At 62.9% G+C, this 15,755-nt stretch carries 16 protein-coding genes; 12 read left to right on the plus strand and 4 right to left on the minus strand.

Going from position 1 to position 15,755, the window contains the following annotated elements; all coding sequences use genetic code 11:
* The first annotated feature begins 39 nt into the window (after window positions 1-39).
* On the plus strand, window positions 40-3,039 hold the full coding sequence (locus tag ACWCOO_RS05810; protein WP_446830057.1) for a TonB-dependent receptor domain-containing protein: 3,000 nt from the start codon (window positions 40-42) through the stop codon (window positions 3,037-3,039).
* Between the two features lie 52 nt (window positions 3,040-3,091).
* Here the strand turns inward: ACWCOO_RS05810 and ACWCOO_RS05815 are convergent, their stop codons facing one another.
* On the minus strand, window positions 3,092-3,937 hold the full coding sequence (locus ACWCOO_RS05815; protein ID WP_446830058.1) for an ATPase: 846 nt from the start codon (window positions 3,935-3,937) through the stop codon (window positions 3,092-3,094).
* Window positions 3,938-4,057: 120 nt separating this feature from the next.
* Between ACWCOO_RS05815 and ACWCOO_RS05820 the strand changes: the two genes are divergently transcribed.
* From ACWCOO_RS05820 to ACWCOO_RS05830, 3 genes are read left to right on the plus strand one after another with little or no spacing between them, the layout of a single operon-like run.
* On the plus strand, window positions 4,058-4,540 hold the full coding sequence (locus ACWCOO_RS05820; protein WP_446830059.1) for a redoxin family protein: 483 nt from the start codon (window positions 4,058-4,060) through the stop codon (window positions 4,538-4,540).
* Window positions 4,537-5,550 (plus strand): NADP-dependent oxidoreductase, encoded by a 1,014-nt coding sequence (locus ACWCOO_RS05825; RefSeq protein WP_446830060.1) that lies wholly within the window; start codon window positions 4,537-4,539, stop codon window positions 5,548-5,550. The genes ACWCOO_RS05820 and ACWCOO_RS05825 overlap by 4 nt, the downstream gene beginning before the upstream one ends.
* On the plus strand, window positions 5,547-6,110 hold the full coding sequence (locus tag ACWCOO_RS05830) for a DUF924 family protein (RefSeq protein WP_446830061.1): 564 nt from the start codon (window positions 5,547-5,549) through the stop codon (window positions 6,108-6,110). The genes ACWCOO_RS05825 and ACWCOO_RS05830 overlap by 4 nt, the downstream gene beginning before the upstream one ends.
* A gap of 75 nt (window positions 6,111-6,185) precedes the next feature.
* On the opposite strand, the gene ACWCOO_RS05835 is transcribed toward ACWCOO_RS05830, so the two are convergent.
* Together ACWCOO_RS05835 and ACWCOO_RS05840 are read right to left on the minus strand one after the other, a co-directional pair.
* On the minus strand, window positions 6,186-6,752 hold the full coding sequence (locus ACWCOO_RS05835; protein ID WP_446830062.1) for a carboxymuconolactone decarboxylase family protein: 567 nt from the start codon (window positions 6,750-6,752) through the stop codon (window positions 6,186-6,188).
* Window positions 6,753-6,788: 36 nt separating this feature from the next.
* Complete coding sequence (locus tag ACWCOO_RS05840) at window positions 6,789-7,538, minus strand: hypothetical protein (RefSeq protein ID WP_446830063.1); 750 nt, start codon at window positions 7,536-7,538, stop codon at window positions 6,789-6,791.
* A gap of 215 nt (window positions 7,539-7,753) precedes the next feature.
* Between ACWCOO_RS05840 and ACWCOO_RS05845 the strand changes: the two genes are divergently transcribed.
* From ACWCOO_RS05845 to ACWCOO_RS05880, 8 genes are all read left to right on the plus strand, one after another.
* Entirely contained in the window at window positions 7,754-8,506 is a 753-nt protein-coding gene (locus ACWCOO_RS05845) for an electron transfer flavoprotein subunit beta/FixA family protein (RefSeq protein WP_446830064.1), read from the plus strand.
* A gap of 11 nt (window positions 8,507-8,517) precedes the next feature.
* Window positions 8,518-9,468, plus strand: coding sequence for an electron transfer flavoprotein subunit alpha/FixB family protein (locus ACWCOO_RS05850; protein WP_446830065.1), 951 nt, complete (start codon window positions 8,518-8,520; stop codon window positions 9,466-9,468).
* A 2-nt stretch (window positions 9,469-9,470) separates the two neighbouring features.
* Entirely contained in the window at window positions 9,471-10,334 is an 864-nt protein-coding gene (locus tag ACWCOO_RS05855; protein ID WP_446830066.1) for a sulfurtransferase, read from the plus strand.
* Window positions 10,334-10,894 (plus strand): DUF6491 family protein, encoded by a 561-nt coding sequence (locus tag ACWCOO_RS05860; protein ID WP_446830067.1) that lies wholly within the window; start codon window positions 10,334-10,336, stop codon window positions 10,892-10,894. The genes ACWCOO_RS05855 and ACWCOO_RS05860 overlap by 1 nt, the downstream gene beginning before the upstream one ends.
* Before the next feature lies 1 nt (window position 10,895).
* Window positions 10,896-11,204 (plus strand): REDY-like protein HapK, encoded by a 309-nt coding sequence (locus ACWCOO_RS05865; protein ID WP_446830068.1) that lies wholly within the window; start codon window positions 10,896-10,898, stop codon window positions 11,202-11,204.
* Window positions 11,205-11,212: 8 nt separating this feature from the next.
* Window positions 11,213-11,722, plus strand: a complete 510-nt coding sequence (locus tag ACWCOO_RS05870; protein ID WP_446830069.1) for a MaoC family dehydratase — start codon at window positions 11,213-11,215, stop codon at window positions 11,720-11,722.
* A gap of 61 nt (window positions 11,723-11,783) precedes the next feature.
* Complete coding sequence (locus ACWCOO_RS05875) at window positions 11,784-12,521, plus strand: hypothetical protein (RefSeq protein ID WP_446830070.1); 738 nt, start codon at window positions 11,784-11,786, stop codon at window positions 12,519-12,521.
* Window positions 12,514-13,533 carry a hypothetical protein gene (locus ACWCOO_RS05880; RefSeq protein WP_446830071.1) on the plus strand — a complete coding sequence of 340 codons (1,020 nt, stop codon included), beginning with the start codon at window positions 12,514-12,516 and terminating at the stop codon, window positions 13,531-13,533. The genes ACWCOO_RS05875 and ACWCOO_RS05880 overlap by 8 nt, the downstream gene beginning before the upstream one ends.
* Before the next feature lie 113 nt (window positions 13,534-13,646).
* Here the strand turns inward: ACWCOO_RS05880 and ACWCOO_RS05885 are convergent, their stop codons facing one another.
* Complete coding sequence (locus tag ACWCOO_RS05885; protein ID WP_446830072.1) at window positions 13,647-15,641, minus strand: oxidoreductase; 1,995 nt, start codon at window positions 15,639-15,641, stop codon at window positions 13,647-13,649.
* Window positions 15,642-15,755: the final 114 nt, after the last annotated feature.

Genomic DNA, 15,755 nt, shown 5'->3' on the forward strand with positions numbered 1-15,755 from the left:
TCGAAGTGTAGAATCAACACCTTTCCGGGGGTAGGCAACATGATCAAACGCAAGACTTTCCCACTGTTAACGGCTTCGATTGTGCTCTTGAGCGGCTACGGTGCGGCGCTCGCGCAACAAACCGGCGGCGACAGCGCCGACGAAACGGAAATCGAGGAAATCGTGGTGACCGGCAGTCACATCAAGGGCGCCAACATCGCGGGCGCGCTGCCGGTGTCGGTAATCGGTGCGGAGGAAATCGAGAACACCGGCGTGGATTCCGGCGATGTCCTGATGCAGTTCATCCCCGAACAGGGCCAGAACTATTTCAACGAAGAGGAGAACATCAGCGGCGGAGTGAATTCAGCGCGCGGCGACATCGGCGCTTTCAACCTGCGCAACCTCGGCACCGGCAATACCCTCGTGCTCTTCAACGGCCGCCGGGTCGTGAACGCCGCCAGCTACCAAACGGAAGAGGTGGGCGGAAGTTTCGTTCCCGTCAATACGGCCAACACGCAAACGATCCCGATTTATGGCATGGACCGCCTGGAAATACTCAAAGACGGCGCCTCGGCGCTGTATGGCGCCGATGCCGTGGCCGGCGTGGTCAACTACGTGGTCAGGGACGAAATCGACCATGCCCGTGTTTATCTGCGCCAAGGCTGGTTCGACAATGTGGGCAGAAACACCCAGCGCATCGGGTTGGAGTGGGGCGATTCGTTCAACGCGGACCGTACGCGTGTTGGCCTCCTCGCGAATTGGTATGCCCGCGACCGCATCAGCGCCTCCGAAGACGAGCGCTGGGCCGATTCCGATTTCAGGCGGCGGATACCGGAGGATTCCCCGTGGGCAGGCGATACGCGCTTCCGCAACAACAGCGCCAATTCGCTCTACGGCCAGTTCGATGTGCGCGCCAGCGCCCGCAGCACGGGCCTGCGCAACGTCCTCACCGACTCCAGCGGGGAGTTCGAGACCTATCCGGCGGGGGACCCACGCTGCCAATGGGACCTCGGCTACGGCACTTGCGGTGGCATCGACAGCCAGGGCACTTACCGGCGCAACCTCAATGAAACGCGCGACCTTTCGTCGGACCTCAAGCGGGGCACCGCGTTCCTGTTCGTCAACCACACTTTCGAGAACGGCATGGAGAGCTTTTCCGAACTGCTCTACTACATGTCGGACACGCATCTCTACCGGCACGCTTCGGCGCCGTTCAGCACGGTGAAACTGCGGGTCGCCGCCGACAACTACTACAACCCTTTCGGCCCGTGCGACTCGCCTAACCGCCTGCCGGATTCCGTGCTGCCCAGCGAGGTGCCCTGCGAAGGCCTGGAACTGGAGATCGACAACTACCGCTTCGCTGAATTTCCCCGCATTGTCGAAAATGACGGCAGCGTAATTCGAGTGTTGCAGGGGCTGCGCGGCGCGGCCGGGAAATGGGACTGGGAGAGCGCCCTCGTCTGGTCACGCGCCAAGAAGGAAGATCTCACCCGCAACCGGGTTTCGAACCTGCTGATGGTGGAAGCGCTTGCGGATCCGACCCCCGCCGCCTACAACCCGTTCAGCGGCGGTGTGGACAGCAATATCGAGCGTGCCCTGGTGGATGTGTACCGGAATAGCGAAACAACACTCGCCATGGCCGATTTTCAGGTATCGACGGCCGAGTTGCTTGATCTTCCGTGGGGGCCGGCCGGCGGCGTGGCAGGCGTGGAATTCCGGCGCGAGACCTTCGAAGACGACCGCGACCCGCGGCTGGACGGGACGATCGTGTTTACGGATTTCCAGGGCGACACCTTCCCCTATGTTTCCGATGTCGTGAATTCCAGCCCCACCCCCGACAACAGGGGCAGCCGCAATGTTGCCTCGCTGTTTACGGAACTCCAGTTTCCACTCCTGAACAGCATCGACGTGCAATTGGCGGCGCGCTACGAAAACTTCTCGGATGTGGGCAGCACGGTGGTGCCCAAGGTGGCCGTGGGCTGGCAAGCTGCCTCCTCATTGCTGCTGCGAGGATCCTGGTCGGAGGCATTTCGCGCGCCCAACCTGATCACGATCAACGAAGTAATCGTCGCGCGCCAGAACACGCGCACCGATTTCACTTGCGCATATGCCGCGGCAAACGGGGGCGATCCGGACCAGGACACGCTCGATTGCCGCAACAGCACCCAACGCATCGCACAGGGCAGCAAGTTGCTCGAACCGGAGCGCTCCGACAACTATTCGTTCGGACTGGTGTTTCAGCCGCTGGATACGCTCACCTTGACGCTGGATTGGTGGTCGATCAAAAAAGAAGACACTATCGGTCTGTTGGGTGAAGAAAACCACACGGTGCTGGACCTTCTGGCCCGCTTGCAGCATGGCGCAGATAATTGCGGCAGCCTCGACGCCAACTCGGCGGTGGTGCGCGAAGCGGAAGTCGGCGATGACGAGGCGGCAATCTACGCGGCGGCGGGAATCTGCCCTGCGGGATTGATTCGCTATATCGACGACAACTACGTCAACCTCGATACGCGAACACTCAACGGCTGGGACGCCAGTTTGCGCTATGCGCTGGATACGCCGGCCGGTGAGTTCCGATTCACCTATCTCGCTTCGTTCCTGACCGATTACGAACAGGTTCCCGGTGGGCAGGCGGCTGAACTGGTAGCAGCCAAGGATGCCGGCACCTTGCCGGCCAGCATTCCGGTGGCCGGATTCGCCGACCTGCTGCAGAAGGACGGCAACCAGAAAATTCGGCAGACGCTGTTTCTCTCCTGGCGTCGTGACCCGCTCAGAATCGGCCTGTCCGCGCGCTATCTGGGAGATTTCTACCAGGACTCGCTGACGCTGGACGACGGTACCCGCTACTGGATACCCTCGGTAACCACCTGGAACGGCACAATCGACTACCGCTGGGAAATGACGGATCGCGACTGGCGGCTGCGCCTGGGCGTCAACAACCTGTTCGACAAGCGGGCGCCTCTTGCTGATCGCTACTTCGGCTTTTTCGCCGATGCCCACCAAGGTATCGAGTACGGACGCAACTTCTACCTGCAACTTCGCGTAACGCAGCCCGATTGAAGCGGGCTGGCCGCGCGGGCGTGGCGGCCAGAGTTGACAGAAACGGTGGAATTCAGCCGCCGGCCCTGATTGCGTCGGCCACCATGTCCACGAACTCTGCTTCGCTTTGCACCTGCTGGGCGATGCGCGCCGGCACCGAATAGCCATGATCCGCGGCCAGCTTGGCGTACAGCGGCCGCCGGTGCGCAACCAGCCGCGGAAACGCCCAGCGCGCAAAATCCTCCGGCGGCGCCTTCGCAACATCATCAAGCTGGCGCTCGCGAAGGAAATCAGGCAGATAGCGCTGCAGGAAGTTCGGCGAGTAGTACATCGGCTTTGGGTTGGCCCGCGCGCGCTCAACCAATTGCTCCTCGTCTTCCGGTGATGTTTCCAGGTACAGGATCACGGTGTGGTCCACCAGCGTGCGGATGCCTTCATTCTCTGCGAGCTCGCATATGCTGCCGCCGGCATCGTTGACGAAATGGCGGTAGCCGTAGATGCGCTCGGCTTTGTCGATGAATGCCGAAACATCCTGCATGGCGCGGGCTTCCGCGTCGCGGAAAAGTCCCTGCCGGCGCAGGAATTCAGCTTGCGGCAGCCCCCCGCGTTCCGGATCGCCGAGCTGCCCCAGAAAGGTGGAAACGGGCTGCAGGTTGTGTACCGAAATGTTGCTCTCGATATAGATCGAGTCGCTGCGCAGCAGGTCGCGCAGAAACGGCACTTCCATGGCGCGCAGCTTGATGTTGTCGAGTATCGGCTCGCGCAGATACTGCGTGCCGATCCGGTAGTCGCCGGAATAGATGAACCAGCGCGTAGCGGGCAAGCGGTTGGCGAGCACCGTCTTGCCCACCCCGGACATGCCCATAAGCGTGACTGCCTTGCGCCGCGCGCGTCGAAACTCTTCCGGCTGCATCCGCATCCCGCGATTGTATGCCGTTGCCAAAGCCCGCCTGGCCCCGAAATAGGGCATTGCGGCTTGCACACGGCGGGCGGGCGTGACTTACAATGGCGGCCCTTGTGAAACTCCGGGAGAACACAGATGAGCATTGAGAAAGGACAGGCGATGCCCGAAGGCGACTTTGGCGTCATGACCGATAGCGGGCCGGGGCGTATGACTACCGGCGAGTTGTTTTCCGGCAAGAAAGTCGTGCTGTTTTCGGTGCCCGGCGCGTTCACGCCCACTTGCTCGAACGAGCATCTTCCGGGCTACGTGAACAATGCCCAGGCCCTGCAGGCCAAGGGCGTCGATCAAGTCGCCTGCATGGCGGTGAACGATGTGTTTGTGATGGATGCCTGGGGGCGTTCTGCCGGCGCCGGCGATACCGTGCTTATGCTGGCCGACGGCAACGGCGATTACACGCGCGCTTTGGGCCTGGAACTCGACGCTAGCGGGTTCGGCATGGGCATGAGAGGCCAGCGCTTCTCGATCGTGGTCGATGACGGGGTCGTTACGGAATTGAACGTGGAAGAAGGCGGTGGCTTGAGCTGCTCGTCGGCGGAAGCGGCACTCGAACAACTTTGAGCCTTCCCTCCAGCCAGCGGTGCGTACGCTTGCGCCGCTTTCCGCAAGGCGTTCCGGAAACCAGCGATTTCGAGCTCGGTGAGGCGCCTGTCGAGCGTCCGAAGGATGGCGAGTTTCTCTCGCGCACCCTTTATCTGTCACTCGATCCCTACTTGAGAGGCGTCATTTCCGGGCGCCACCTGTATGTGGAGAAGATGGGGCCGGGCGACATCATGCCCGGGCGCACGGTGGCCGAAGTGGTGGAATCCCGGCACCCGGACTACGCCCCCGGCGACATCGCCCTGTGCGCTAATGGCTGGCAGGAGTATGGGCTAAGCCGGGGCGCGGTGGAACTGCGCAAGGTCGATCCCGAAGACGCTCCGATCAGCGCCGCGGTAGGTGTGCTGGGTATGCCGGGGCTCACGGCTTGGGCCGGTCTCTTGCACCTGGGCGAACCGATGCCGGGCGAAACCGTGCTGGTATCGGCGGCCTGCGGGCCGGTGGGTTGCATGGTGGGCCAGTTGGCGCGCATTGCAGGTTGCCGGGCGGTCGGTATCGCCGGCGGCCCCGAGAAATGCGGGATTGTTACGGACGAGTTCGGATTCGACGCCTGCATCGATTACAAGTCAGGCGACCTGGCCGCCAATCTGAAGGAGGCCTGTCCCGACGGCGTTGACGTGTATTTCGACAATGTAGGCGGCGAGGTACTCGAGGTCGCACTCGCGCAGCTTGCGCTGGGTGCTCGCGTAGTACTGTGCGGCATGATGAGCGGTTATAACAACACGGGACCGCCGCTGCCGGGGCCGAGCCTGATTCCCGTGGTAACGGCCCGCGCTACGGTTCGCGGTCTGGTGGTCTATGACCACGACGACAAGCGGGAAGATTTCCTCAAGGCCAGCACCCGCTGGCTCAAGGAAGGTCGGATCCGGTTCCGAGAGGACGTGGCCGACGGTATCGAAAACGCACCCGCAGCGTTCTGCCGGCTGATGCGCGGACAGAATGTGGGCAAGGCGCTGGTGCGATTCGCTTGAGGCCGGAGGGCCTGCAGCGGGAACTGCTCGAATTCTGGTTCGACGAGGCCGGTCCGGATTTGTGGTTCGCGAAAGACGACGAATTCGACCAAACTATCCGCACGCGCTTCGGGGCCGACTACGAGGCAGCGGCCCGCGGCACGTATGACCACTGGCAAGCCACGGGCGCCGGCTGCGTCGCTCTATGCCTGCTGCTCGACCAGTTTCCCCGCAATCTGTTTCGGGGCCAGGCGCGCGCCTTCGCCACGGACGCCAAGGCTCTCGTAATCGCGCGTCAGGCGGTGCAACGCGAGCTGGACCTCGAAGCGGGCATGAACGACACGATGCGCAAGTTTCTCTACCTGCCTTTCGAACACAGCGAAAACCTGGCCGATCAGCGCCGGTGTCTGAAGTTGATGTCCGAACGCATCGATCCCAGCAGCGAAGATGTCGAATGGGCCCGCAAGCACCTCGTAATTATCGAGCGCTTCGGCCGCTTCCCGCATCGCAACAAGGCGTTGGGCCGCGAATCCACCCCGGAAGAACTGGAGTTTCTGAAGGAACCCGACTCCAGCTTCTAAGCTGCGAAGATAGGCCCTCTTAAGCGACGTAAAGGCCTTTTACATCCGGTGCGGGCGCTGGACTTTTTCCCAGCGTCAGGCGTTTGCCTTTGCGGGGAATGGGCAGTTTGCCTCCTTTTCCACCAGGTCGAAGGTGAAAAGCAGCTTGGCCATACCGGTCAGCACCGCCATCACCATGCCCAGCTCCATGATCTCCGCGGGGCTGAAATGGGCTTTCAGCCGGTCGTGCAGAGCGCCGTCCAGCGCGCCGGAAGGATTGGTGAGCACCATCTGGTCGGCCAGCGCCAGGGCGGCCCGTTCGCGGGCCGAGAACGGACCGTTTTCGTAGTTGTCGAGCTGGTCGATCTGTTCCTGTGTCACGCCGGCTTGCAGTGCGTCGGGCCGGTTGCCCTGGTTGCAGAAGCGGCAGCCATGGGTGGTGGAAAGGCGCAGACGGGCCAATTCCTTGATGACCCGCTCCACGCGCCCGCCATGGAACAGTCGGGCATAGAACTCGCCGTACCAGTCATAGAGCTCCGGCGCGTTAGCCATCACCTCGAACCAGGTGGCGTCGCCGCGCAGTGCCATGGAGCGCTCCCATCCCTCGCGGATGCGCTGCGGCATCTGCTCAGGAGCGATGCGTGGCAGTTGTGGCTGCGGCATGGCGCTAAGCCCTCGGGTCAGGGCCTATTGCATACCCTAACCGAACAACGGAGCGGCAAAGCCCTGAATAGCGGGCAGCAGAGTGCCCACGGTTTCCGCCGCCGGCGCACCCGGCTTGAAGATGCCCAGGAAAGCTTCGACCAACAAGCCGGCCCAGATCGTAAAAACCCATGGGCGCACGCGCGAGATGCTGCGCTTCATGGCGTCGTCCTGCTCCTCGGTGATCGAACCTTGACTGAGCGCTCTGACGCCGGCGATGAAGCCGGGGATGTATATCCGAATCATCACCCCGCAAAGCACCATGATCGCGAAAACGATCAGCTTGGGTGCAATCCAGATCGCGTTGTCCAGCCGCCCGGTGGAGACCGAATAGAAGACGGAAGCGACAATCGCGGCGATCAAAAACCAGCGGAACCAGAGATCCAGCTTGGTCAGCGTGGGCATGAAGCTCGCGTTGTGCTTGAAGTGCATGATCAGCAGCACGGTGAACCAGACCGGCCCCAGCAGTACGATCGCGGCCATTTGCCAGGGCGGATGCGACACGCCGACGTATTCGGACAATATGCCGCCCACGGTGAGCATCATGCTCAGGCATAAGCGCGGCAGCAGGTCGATCCACAGCATGATGCGCGATGCCATGAATCGCTGCGGGGCGCTGAACGAACGGTTAAGCACCATGCGGGTGGAATAGAAAACGCCGATGTCGCCGCCCAGCCAGTAAGCGAACAGCACCAGGTGAAGAATGAGCCAGATGGTGTGGCCGAGATCGCCTTCCGCTCCGTACATGTGGTTCCCCTCCAGAAGTTCGGCGCATAGTCTAACCGCCTCCGCGCAGTGACGCACAAGCCCGCCCCCCGTCGGCCAATGCAGAGCATGCCCAGCACACTTTCGGCCGCATCAGCGCTTGCGCATTGGGCGGGCTGCACAACCGGGCGGCGGGCGGCCGCGAACGGGTTAGAATTTGCCTCTTCCTGTTCCGCGCGGAGAAATCCCGAAAAAAGATGCGCAAGATAATGGTTACGCTCAAGCGCGTTGTGGACTACAACGTCCGTGTGCGCGTCAGGCCGGATGGCAGCGGTATGGCCATCGAGGGTCTGAAGATGAGCATCAACCCGTTCGACGAGATCGCTTTGGAGGAAGCGCTGCGCATGCGCGAGCGGGGCGAAGCAAGCGAGGTGGTCGCCGTCACGATTGGCGGCGACGAGTGCCAGCAACAACTTCGCACCGGCTTGGCGATGGGCGCGGATCGGGCCGTTCTCGTGAAATGCGAGGCTGCAGTGGAACCGCTCGCCGCCGCCGGTATGCTGCTGGAATTAATCCGCAGAGAGGAACCGGACATCGTGATCATGGGCAAGCAGGCCATCGACGACGATTGCAACCAGACCGGACAGATGCTGGCCACGCTCTGGGGCCGTCCGCAGGCCACTTTCGCCTCCGAGATTCAGCTTGACGGCGGCGCGGCGCAAATCACCCGCGAAGTGGACGCCGGTCTGGAGCGCATCGAAGTGGAGCTGCCGGCCGTGATCACCACCGATTTGCGACTCAACGAACCGCGCTATATCAAGTTGCCCGACATTATGAAGGCCCGCCGCAAGCCCCTGGAAACGCTGGATGCCGCGGACCTTGGGCTGGCGCCGGTTCCAGAGCTTAGACCGCTGGCCTACGAGCCTCCCGCGCAGCGGCAGAAGGGAGTGATGGTGGAGAACCCGGCGGCGCTCGTGACCATGCTGCGGGAACGCGGCCTGGTGAGCTGAGGGTACGGCGCATGAGCAAGGCACTAGTGGTCGCCGAGCACGACAGCGGCATGTTGCACTCGGGCGTGGCGCGCGTCGTAAGTTGCGGTCTGGCGCTAGAGCCCGAAGCTCTGGATGTGGCGATTCTGGGTGAAGAATGCGCCGCGATCGCGCAGCAGGCGGCCGGAATCGCCGGCGTGACGCGGGTTCTGTGCCTGGAGCGAACCGAGAACGCCAAACCGCTGGCAGCAGTGCAAGCGCCACAGCTCGCGGCCTTGGCAAGCAGCGGTTACAGCCATGTGCTGGGACCTTCCACCACCTTCGGCAAGGACCTGATGCCACGGGTCGCCGCCTTGCTGGGCGTTCCTCAGGTTAGCGACATCATGAGCGTGGAGGGCGCGCACCGCTTCAAGCGGCCGATCTATGCCGGCAACGCCGTACTCACGGTGGAAGCCCCGGCGGAGCATGTCGTCGTGGGCACGGCGCGTCTGGCATCCTGGCAGGCGGCATCCGAGGGCGGCGAGGCCGCCATCGAACAGGTCACGCTTGATGTGGAACTGCCTGCGCATACGAAGTGGCTGGAACTGCGGGCTACGGAATCCGAGCGGCCCGACCTGCAAAGCGCCAACGTGGTGGTATCGGGCGGCCGAGCCCTGGGCAGCGGCGAGAACTTCTCCTTGCTCTACGAGCTGGCCGACAGTCTGGGCGCCGCCGTGGGCGCATCGCGGGCCGCGGTGGACGCGGGCTACGTGCCCAACGACATGCAAGTGGGACAAACCGGCAAGATCATCGCCCCGGAACTGTATTTCGCGATCGGCATTTCAGGCGCCATACAGCACCTAACCGGGATCAAGGACGCCGGCGTGATCGTGGCGATCAACAAGGACCCGGAAGCGCCGATCTTCGAGATCGCCGATATCGGGCTGGTAGGCGATCTGTTTGCTCTTGTTCCGGAACTCAAGACCGCTTTGGAGGCGTCCTGAATATGGCGGCATTGCTGATCACACCGGGCGAACTCGAGTCGGCCCTAAAGGCGGGCGAGGCCAGGGCGGTGGACTGCCGCTTCGACCTGATGAATCCTGCCGGCGGCCGCGCGTTGTGGGCCGAGAGCCATATCCCGGGCGCGGCCTACGCCGATCTCGATCAGGACCTGGCCGGCCCCGCGGTAGAGGGCGGAGGCCGTCACCCCTTGCCGGCGCCCGCCGATTTTGCCGCCACGTTGAGCGGCTGGGGCATTAGGCCGGATACCTTGGTGGTCGCATACGACAACATGGGCGGCGCCATTGCGGGCAGGCTCTGGTGGATGCTCAACTGGATCGGCCACGAACGCGCCGGATTGCTTGATGGGGGCATGCAGGCCTGGGAAGCAGAGAACCGGCCGCTGGAACGCACTCCACCCGTGATCGAGCCTACCGAATATCCGGCACGAGAGCCGCGCCGGCCGGTGACTGGCGTCACTGAGGTGGCGGATGCCTCGCGCAGCGGCAAGATGCGGATACTCGACGCCAGGGATTCGGCCCGCTATCAGGGGCTTGCGGAGCCTATGGATAGCCAGGCGGGCCACGTTCCGGGCGCAGTTAACGCCTTCTTTCGCGACAACCTGGGCGCCGACGGACGCTTTCTTTCTGCGGAAAAATTGCGCGAGCGCTACCTTGAGTTGCTTGACGGAGCCGATCCCGCCGAGAGCTGCGTGATGTGCGGATCGGGAGTGACCGCCTGCCACAACCTGTTCGCCATGGAACTGGCGGGCCTGTCGGGGGCGGCGCTGTATCCGGGCTCCTGGAGCGAATGGTCGCAGTCCGACAGCCGGCCCGTGGCCCGCGGGCCCGAACCGGGAGGCTCAGCCTGATGCGCGCGCGTTCTGCATTAGGGCCGCTTCTAGCGCTGTTGCTGTTCGGCTGCACCGCGGTGGACGGCGATAGGTCGGTGGCCACCACGCGGCCTCAGATGGCCCGTTTCCCGCACAGCTCGGCTAACGCCGATTGCTTCTATTCGCAGCGCGTCGATAACTTCGAAGTGCTCAACGACAGCAATCTGCTGGTCTTCGATGGCCGCAGGCGGGTCTATCACGTGGAAATCGCGCCGCCTTCGCTGGATCTGCGCTACGCCTACGGCATCGAGTTCCTGAGCACAAGCGGGCGGATTTGCGGCAACGCCGGAGAACGCCTGGTGACCCGAAACGGAGGAGCTTCGCGCTTCCCGCAGATGATCGTGGGCGTCTATCGCCTCGACGAGACTTTGCAGACCACGGTGCGGGCCCATTTCGGCCAAACCATTCCGGCGCCTGCGCTTCCGGAGGATGCCGACGCGGAAGCCGTCGAGGAGCTCGTGATCGACCTGGAAGGAGAACCCGAAGCCGTGGACGAAGATTCGGCTTCCTTGCCGGGAAGCAGCGAACAGGAGAACTGATATGGATTGCGTCATCGTGCTGTTCAATCTCAAGAAGGGCGCCGATCCGGAGGAATACCAGGCTTGGGCGCGCAGCCGCGACATGGTGGAGGTCAACCGCCTGCCTTCCGTGGACCGCTTTCGTGTATTGCGCTCGGTTGGCTTGCTGGGCGGCACGGACGATCCCCCCTACCAATATGTGGAGGTGATCGACCTGAACAGCATGGAGCAATTCGGCGAAGACCTGCATTCGGCGGTCGTGGGCGAGCTGGCCAGCGAGTTTAGGCAATTCGCCGCCGACCCCGTGTTTATCCACTGCCAGGACCTCTGAGCTGCCGCGTGGCGGACACTAGCTTGGCAGACGGCCGCATCGTGCGGCGCCCCGGAGGGCGCTACTACGAGGAATTTCGAGAGGGCGACATCTACGAGCATTGGCCGGGCCGCACGCTGACGGAGTCCGATAACACGTGGTTCACCCTGCTGACCATGAACACGCACCCTCTGCACTTCGACAAGGAATACGGCCGCAAGACCGAGTTCGGGCGGCGGCTGATCGTGAGCACGCTCACGTTGTCGGTGCTGGTGGGAATGAGCGTTTCCGACGTCAGCGAGAAAGCTATCGCCAACCTGGGCTGGACCGACATCAAGCTGCCCCATCCGCTGTTTATCGGCGACACTCTGTATGGATCATCCGAGGTATTGAGCAAACGGCCTTCGAAAACACGCCCGAACGCTGGAATCGTTACCGTGCGCACCACCGGCCGCAACCAGGACGGCGACGTGGTGTGCGTTTACGACCGAACGGTGCTCGTGCCGCGGCGTGGTCATGCCGTAATGGATCAGGCCTAATCAAACCCCGCGCGGAAGACCACGGTCGCCGCGCACTGCAACCGAAACGGGAGGACACCGAATGAGCGACATTCTTCAAGTTGACCATGTGAACTATCACGGCCGTATTGCCTATCTGAGCAAGAAACCGGACCGCATGGACCAGGAACGAGGCCGGGAACGGTTCACCATTACCGTGCATTCCGACGGCCACCGCACTTGCATGGCGCAGAGCGAGATCGACGACCGCCCCAGCGTGATGCGCAATGTGGCCTTGACGCTGGACGAAAACTGGTATCCGCTCGATTGCTTCGTGCGCATTTCGGTGGGCGACCGCTTCATGGGCAGCGGCTGGTTCCGGTTTGGCGAGGATGAGGCCGAATGCGAAACCTGGACGGCTGTGGAAGGCCGCGTGTCGCAGAAGATGAGCCTGATCGAACGGCCCCGCGCCTTCGTCGATCACGCCATCATCTGCGATGCCTGGGTGTTGAGCATGTTCGACCTCGACAAGGGGCCGGGCGTTCAGAAATTCCCGCAACTTCTGTTGTCCTCGCCCGACCACCGCGGCGCTACCGGGCCGATGCTGCACAGCATTTCGCCGGCCATCGAATACGTGGGCAAGGAGCGGATCACGGTGGGAGCAGGGGAATTCGACGCCTTGCACTTCCGTTTCGGCGAAAACGTGGGTTTGCCCAACGAACACCCGAAATACGATGTCTGGTGCACCGCCGACGGGCATTACATTTTTCTGCGCGGCGCCGTGTATGGCTACATGATGACCTACTACGAGCTGATGAACCTGGAGATTGAACATGGTTGAGCCGGAAATCAGGAAGCAGGACAGCATTGCGCGGGCCGCAAGGGCTGGAGGCTGTTTCGCGCGCTATCGCTGCGTGCTGCCCGCGCTGGCGGGAATGGCGTGGATGCTGGCGGCGAGTCCGACGCTGGCTCAGGGCGAGGACTCCACGCCCACTGAGCGCAACGCGCTCGTGATTGCGGAGTTGCTGGCGCGCGTCTATGACAACTACAACCAGGTGTACTTCGACCGCCGCATCGGCTATCCGGAAGACGAACGCCATGACCGCATCGAACTGCGCGTGGAACGTGTCGGCGGCCCCGATTCGATGCTGCTGGCATTTCGTGAATTCGCCGGCGGCGACTATTCGCAGCTCACGCGTGCGGGCGCCTTGGCCTTGTCACCGGACAACGAACGCAGCGCGACGCGTATGGAGGTCTGGAACCAGCCGGTGGACGACCTGGAGCCGTTGCGCGAAGGTGCCGGCGTCACCGCCAGGCCGGAGAACCCACCGGACTGCGTGGTGTTCTGGACCCGCGAAGCAGCGCAATTCCGCGGGCAGGCAGAAGGCGAGTGTACAGCCTGGGCCGGCGAATCGCTGCTCGGAGAACAGCAGCTTTGGCTGGATACGCCAGGCGGACGCAACCATCCGGGCGGGACCTACAAGCTGCACGCGGCGCGCATGATGAGCTGCTACATCGACATTCCGGGCGTTAGCGGCGGGCGCGACGAGGAATATCGGCGCTACGACAATCTCCAGGTGCATGACCGCGGCGGCGGCGCCCGCATCACCCATTCCGATGGCAGAGTGATCGGCATCCGGCTATCGAACGTCGATTGGCCGCTGAACAACTACAACGACGTCTTCACCCGCGACGTGCTGGTGCTCTACGTGCTGGAATACATGGGAGATGAGATCAAGTCCCACGGCTACGTCTTCACCGAGCCTGGCGCCGAACGCATCGGCATCAACCTCTACTGGATGATGTCCTACTGCTACATGGAGTCCAACACCATAGTCCGCCCCTTCATGTAACCCCCACCACGCCTGCACGGCTGCATCGAGCTACGCGACAGCGTGGCTTGGCGCTTTGCCGTTGCCTCCGATGAGCATGGACACCGGAGCGTCGGAGAAGGCAAGCCTACGGATTAGAGGGAGCGGCCCAGGGTGTGGCCGTCGGCGGTGGCGGCGAGCAGGGTGCGGGGCATGTCGCAGTCGCCCACGCTGGCCACTTCAACGCCTTGCGCGCGTAGCGGCGCGGCCAGTTCGTCATTGGGCGCGCGGCTGCCGGACCAGGTCAGCAAGGCCAGATCGTCGATTTCGCGGATTGCGCCGTTCAGAACGTTGCGGCAACGCACTCGCCCCTCATCCAGCGCGGATTCGGCAGCAATGTCAGAAAGCGTAACCACTTCGACATTGGGCAGGGCGTAAAGGCGCTTGTAGATGCCCTGGCGCGTGACCAGGCCGACATCGCTGGCCAGCCGCTCCCGCGGCGTCACGATCACCAGCCGCTTGAATCGCTGCGCCAGTAGTTCGGCGGCCGCATAGGTGCCCAGGGTGTGGTCCTGATCCCACAACACCGCGGCGCCTTCGATCAGTTGTTCCGGACGTTCGAGCATTTCTCGGCTGACCTCGCGTATGTCGAACACGAAATCGCGCCATTCCGAAGGCCAATGGGCAGGCCACAACATGGTGGCGCCGCCGGCCAGTACCACGATGTCGGGCGAATGCTGCAAGATGTCTTCGATTCCCGCCCGGAAACCCACGTGCAGTCGAGCGTCGGCCTTGCGCGCGGCCATTTCCTGGTAGTCGTAAACGCTGCTGACGTTTTCGCCGCCGGGAAGCTGTGCGTGCAGCCAAGCCTTGCCACCGGGTTGTCCGGAGGCGCCATAGACATCCACGCGGTGACCGCGGGCGGCCGCAACCCAAGCGGTTTCCAGACCGGCAGGACCGGCGCCCACCACCACCACACTCCGCTTGCGGCGCGCTGGCTTCGGCCAGTAATCGACCTCGTCGCGCTGGCCCAGGCGTGGATTGTTGTCGCAGGCGATCGGGCGGCGCTCCACGATCGTGGCCCAGCAGGTGTTGCAGGAGACGCAATAGCGGATTTCCGACTGCCGGCCTGCCGCGGCCTTGTTCACCCAGGCCGCGTCCGTGACCAGCGGGCGGCCCATGGCGATCATTTGGGCCTTGCCGGCCGCGAGAATGCCCTCGGCTTCCGCCGGATCGGTGATTAGCCCCAGAGCCATGAGCGGAGTCCCCGGGGCGTTGGCGGCGATTTCCGCATGTCGTTCGATATACGGAGCGCGCGGGTAGCTCATGTCGGGGATATGCGTTTCCAGCGTATTGGAATGCGATCCGTCGCAATAGACCAGGTAATGGAACCCGCCGTGTTTCGCCAGCCGCGCGGTAATGCGCGCGGATTCGGCATCATCAATGCCTCCGGGTATTCCATCGCTTCCTGGTAACTTCACACCTATTATGAAATTACTCTTACAGACACTTGTTATTATTTCTATTAGTTCCCTTATCAGGCGGGTTCTCCCGTCCAGATCTCCCCCGTATTCGTCGTCCCTGATATTGGCTGCCGGCGACAGGAATTGGTGAAATAGATGTCCGTGGCCTGACGATAGCTCCACGCCGCTGAATCCCGCTTCCTCAAGGCGCCGGGCGCCTATGCCGAAGTGCTCGATAGCTTGGTGTATGCGGTGGCGCGGCATTGCGCGCGGCATCGTCCAACTGAGGTCGTCGGGAAGAGCCGAGGGCGCCCAGGCCTGCTGCGAGCGCCCCGACTCGCGGTGTCCGCGTCCGGAATCCTGAAACTGGCCGAGCAAACGGCAATCCCTGCCTTCAACGCTTTCCGCCCAGCGCGCCAATGCCGAAGCGCTGCCACGCTTTACCAGCGAGGGGCGATGCGAGCGTTGCTGCCAGGGCAGCACATTCAGGGGTTCGGTCACGATCATTCCCACGCCGCCCTCGGCGCGGTTGGAGTGGTAGCGGACCATGCGCGGGTGGATATCCTGATTGCGCGCGTAGCGGGTGCTCATCGACGCATGCACCACGCGGTTGCGAACCACGCGGCCGGCGAGAGTAATGGGTTCCAGGAGTAGCGGGTATTCCATTGGTCTTGTGCGCATCAGCATGCGCGCGAGCGTAGCTTAACCTTTGAGATGGAGAAAAAAGCGGCAGTTGGCATCCTCGCCAGTCAGTCCTGGCTTGCGGTTTGCCGTTTGGTGCAATATTCCGGGCTGCATTGC

Origin of the sequence: Candidatus Foliamicus sp. (assembly GCF_965221325.1) — a bacterium.
In the GTDB taxonomy this organism is placed as follows: domain Bacteria; phylum Pseudomonadota; class Gammaproteobacteria; order Steroidobacterales; family Foliamicaceae; genus Foliamicus.